The 4,294-nt window shown below is 71.9% G+C and carries 3 protein-coding genes and 1 pseudogene; 1 reads left to right on the plus strand and 3 read right to left on the minus strand.

The features are described from left to right. Positions 1 to 50: 50 nt before the first annotated feature. From alaS to AB0G02_RS30085, 3 genes are all read right to left on the minus strand, one after another. Positions 51 to 2,723, minus strand: coding sequence for an alanine--tRNA ligase (gene alaS / locus AB0G02_RS30075; protein WP_360800558.1), 2,673 nt, complete (start codon positions 2,721 to 2,723; stop codon positions 51 to 53). Between the two features lie 80 nt (positions 2,724 to 2,803). Continuing rightward, a complete protein-coding gene (locus AB0G02_RS30080) occupies positions 2,804 to 3,073 on the minus strand; it encodes a hypothetical protein (RefSeq protein WP_360800561.1) in 270 nt (89 codons plus the stop codon). Then, entirely contained in the window at positions 3,070 to 3,465 is a 396-nt protein-coding gene (locus tag AB0G02_RS30085) for a DUF948 domain-containing protein (protein WP_360800564.1), read from the minus strand. The genes AB0G02_RS30080 and AB0G02_RS30085 overlap by 4 nt, the downstream gene beginning before the upstream one ends. 299 nt (positions 3,466 to 3,764) lie before the next feature. On the opposite strand from AB0G02_RS30085, the pseudogene AB0G02_RS30090 reads away from it, so the two are divergent. Further along, positions 3,765 to 4,294 (plus strand): annotated as a pseudogene (locus AB0G02_RS30090) (aspartate aminotransferase family protein); the annotation flags it as partial.

Below are 4,294 nucleotides of genomic sequence, written 5' to 3' on the forward strand. Positions count from 1 at the left end.
CGTCGACGCCCAGCCTGCGACCCAGGCCGGGATCGTCGACGCCGGGGCGGTCAGCGCTGCTCAAGGGCGCGGTCCACCTCGCTGCGCAGGGCGGTGACGGCCTCGTCGACCCCGCTCGGGTTCGTGCCGCCACCCTGGGCGAGGTCCGGCTTGCCGCCGCCACGACCGCCGACGGCGGGGGCGAAGGCGGGCACCAGCTTCCCGGCGGCCAGGCCGAGGTCGCGGGCGGCGGCCGTGGTGGCCACCACGAAGCTCACCTTGTCGCCGTCCGGGGCGAACAGGCCGACCACGCCCGGCTTGTCACCGAGCCGGTTGCGCACCTCGACGGCGATGGTCCGCACGTCGCCGCCCGACGTGCCCTCGGGCAGCCGCAGGGCCACCAGGGACACGCCGCGCACGTCCAGGGCCTGGTCGGCCAGCGAACCGGCGTCGGCCACGAGCTGGGCGGCCTTGACCTTCTCCAGCTCCTTCTCGGCCACCCGCAGGCGCTCGACCAGGGCCTCGACCCGGGCGGGCACCTCGCTGTCGGGGACCTTGAGCATGGCGGCGACGTTCTGCACCAGGGCCCGCTCCTTGGCCAGGTACTTGAAGGCCTCGATGCCGACGTAGGCCTCCAGCCGGCGCACGCCGGAGCCGACCGACGACTCACCGATCATCGTGATCGGGCCGATCTGGGACGAGTGCTCGACGTGCGTGCCACCGCACAGCTCGCGCGACCACGGGCCGCCGATCTCGACCACGCGCACGGTCTCGTCGTAGGTCTCGCCGAACAGGGCCACGGCGCCGAGCTCCTGGGCGCCGCCCATGTCGGTGTAGACCACGCGCACCGGCAGGTCCTTGCGGACGGCCAGGTTGGAGACCTCTTCGATCTCGCTGCGGGTCTCCTCGGACAGGCCGCCGGTCCAGGCGAAGTCCAGCCGCAGGTAGCCCGGCTTGTTGTACGAGCCGCTCTGCAAGGCCGACGGGCCGAGCACCTGGCGCAGGGCGGCGTGCACGACGTGCGTGCCCGAGTGGCCCTGCCGGGCGCCGACGCGCCACTCCGGGTCGACCCTGGCCTCGACGTGCTCGCCCTCGACGACCTCGCCGCTGAGCACGCGCACCTGGTGCACCCACAGCTTGCGGGCGACCTTCTGGACGTCCACGACCTCCAGCTCGGCGCTGCCGGAGACGATGACGCCGGCGTCGCTCTCCTGGCCGCCGGACTCGGCGTACAGCGGGGTGCGGTCGAGGACGACCTCGACGATGTCGCCCTCCTTGGCCGAGCGGACCCGCTTGCCGCCGTTGACGATGCCGCGCACGGTGGCCTCGCTGGCCAGCTCGGTGTAGCCGGTGAACTCGGTGGCGCCGAGCTCGAGCAGCTCCCGGTACACGGTCTGGTCGCCGTGGCCGGTCTTCTTGCCGGCGGCGTCGGCCTTGGCGCGGGCGCGCTGCTCGGCCATCAGCTTGCGGAACCCGTCCTCGTCCACGGACAGGCCGGCCTCGGCGGCCATCTCCAGGGTGAGGTCGAGCGGGAAGCCGTAGGTGTCGTGCAGCTGGAAGGCCTTGTCACCCGGCAGGGTGGCGCGGCCGTCGGACTTGACCTCGGCGGCGGCGGTCTCGAAGATCCGCGACCCGGCGTCGAGGGTGCGCAGGAACGTGTCCTCCTCGGCCTTGAGCACCTGGGAGATCCGGTCGAAGCCCTTGACCAGGTCGGGGTAGGCCGGGCCCATGGCGTCGCGGACGACCTCGGCGAACTGCGTGAGCACCGGCTCGGTCACGCCGAGCAGCCGGGCGGAGCGGACGATGCGGCGCAGCAGGCGGCGCAGCACGTAGCCGCGGGCCTCGTTGCCGGGCGTCACGCCGTCGCCCACGATCAGCACGCCGCTGCGGGCGTGGTCCGCGATCACCCGGAAGCGGACGTCGTCGACCGGGTTGTCGCCGTACTTGCGGCCGGACAGCTCCTCGGCCTTGGCGATCACCGGGCGGACCAGGTCGGTCTCGTAGACGTTGTCCACGTCCTGCAGCAGCACGGCCACCCGCTCGACGCCCATGCCGGTGTCGATGTTCTTGGCGGGCAGGTCCCCGACGATCGGGAACTCCTCCTTGGTGCCGCCCTCGCCTCGGACGTTCTGCATGAAGACGAGGTTCCAGATCTCCAGGTACCGGTTCTCGTCAGCGACCGGGCCGCCCTCGGCGCCGTACTCCGGGCCGCGGTCGTAGTAGATCTCCGAGCACGGGCCGCACGGGCCGGGCACGCCCATGGACCAGAAGTTGTCGGCCATGCCGCGGCGCTGGATGCGCTCCAGCGGGAGGCCGGCGACCTTCTGCCACAGCTCGATGGCCTCGTCGTCGTCCAGGTAGACGGTCACCCACAGGCGCTCGGGGTCGAAGCCGTAGCCGCCCTCGTCCTGGGACCTGGTGATCAGCTCCCAGGCCAGGCGGATGGCGTCTTCCTTGAAGTAGTCGCCGAACGAGAAGTTGCCGGCCATCTGGAAGAACGTGCAGTGGCGGGTGGTCTTGCCCACCTCGTCGATGTCGCCGGTGCGCACGACCTTCTGGATGCTCGTGGCGCGCGGGTACGGCGGCGGGGCCTCACCGAGGAAGTACGGCTTGAACGGCACCATGCCGGCGTTGACGAACAGCAGGTTCGGGTCGTCCAGGATGAGCGAGGCGCTGGGCACGTACTTGTGGCCGGCCCGCTCGAAGTGCTCGCGGAAGCGCTTGATGATCTCGTGGGTCTGCACGGGTCTTGTCCTTCGGGAGTGTGGAAGCCACGTCGGCGGGCCGACGATCGGGCGAGGGCGCGGTGAGGCGAACGAACGACCTACCTGGCGTCGTTCGCCCTGCGCGCTCGCCTACCCGGCGTGAAGCCCGTCTGGCGTTCCACGTCGTCTTGCAACTCCTGCTCGCGCTCGGACATTCCGGCGCGCACCTCGGCGCCGAAGGAACCGATGGCGCCGGCCAGCTCGCGCAGGCCCTGGCCGACGTTCTCACCGATGCCCGCGGGCGTGGCGGCGTGCGCGGCCTGACCGGCCTTGCGGGTGGCGAAGACGCCCGCGGCGATGCCGAGCCCGAACCAGAACAGCCGCCTCATCGCCTGCCCCTGCGTCGCGTGTGCTTGCTGGTGGCGTCCTTGGCCGCGCGCCGGGCGCGGATGGCCTTGCTCACGCCGTAGGACAGCGCGGCGGCCTTGACCAGCGGCCCGCCGAGGGTCGCGGTGAACAGCGAGGTGAGCGCGGAGACGTTGCCGGTGACCGCGCGGGCGTTGGCGGTGATCCCGTCCACCCGCTCCAGCTGCGTGTTCACGTGCGTGATCGTCGTGTTCGCGCCGGTGAAGATCGGGTCGCTGTTCTGGTGCGCCTTGCGGATGGCGATGGTGGCCTCGTCCAGCGTGCGGCCCAGCTTGATCAACGGGATCGCCAGCAGGAGCACAAGCAGCACGAACGCGCCGGCGGCGACCAGCGCGGCGATCTGCCCTGGCGACACGGATCCTCCTGGTGGATAGCGAGTGCACCGGATTCGTCGGACTTCCAGCGTGGTGGCCAAGGTTACCGCGACCGCTCCGAGGGCTCCGAACGAGATCAGGGGTAGGCGCGCTCCGCCGTGTGCCAAGGGTTGGGACGCCTCGCCAAGTCCCCCCATTTGGCGTCGATTCGATCGTGGTCGCGCCAGCTAGCGTGGTCACGCGAGTGATCGTCACACCACGGAAGGTCACCGAAGGGCTTGACACACACGACACCGAGTAGATGAGGTAAGCCTAGCCTTAGTCGATCGTCGGAGGTGCCGTGTTCGCCGTCAGTCCCTCCGGACGACCGGTCCCGCCGGGCCGACCCGCCGACGTGCTGGCACAGGCGCGCGGGGTGCTCGGCGACCTGCCCGAGCACGGCATCGGCGCGGACGCCGCGCTGGCCCGCGTCACGTCCGTGCTCGCCGCGGGCGGGGTGGACCTGACCAGCCCGTTCGCCGCCGCGCACCTGCAACCGCCGCCGCTGGCCGTGGCCGTCACGGCGGACGCGCTGGCCAGCGCGGGCAACGCCTCGCTGGACACCTACGACTCCGGTCCGGCCGCCCTGGCGGTGGAGCGGTGGGTGGTGGCGGCGCTGGCCGGGCTGGCCGGGTTCGACGGCGAGGCCGACGGCGTGTTCACCCCCGGCGGCACGCTGTCCAACCTCACCGCGCTGCTGCTGGCGCGGGACGCGGCGGCGGCCCGGCTCGGCCTGTCCCGGTACTCCTGCCTGGTCAGCAGCCCGCTGTCGACCAGCTTCGACAGCCGCGCGGCCAGCACGTCGGACGCGATGCCGAGCCGGGAGCGGAA

Origin of the sequence: Actinosynnema sp. NPDC023658 (assembly GCF_040639995.1) — a bacterium.
Lineage (GTDB): Bacteria > Actinomycetota > Actinomycetes > Mycobacteriales > Pseudonocardiaceae > Actinosynnema.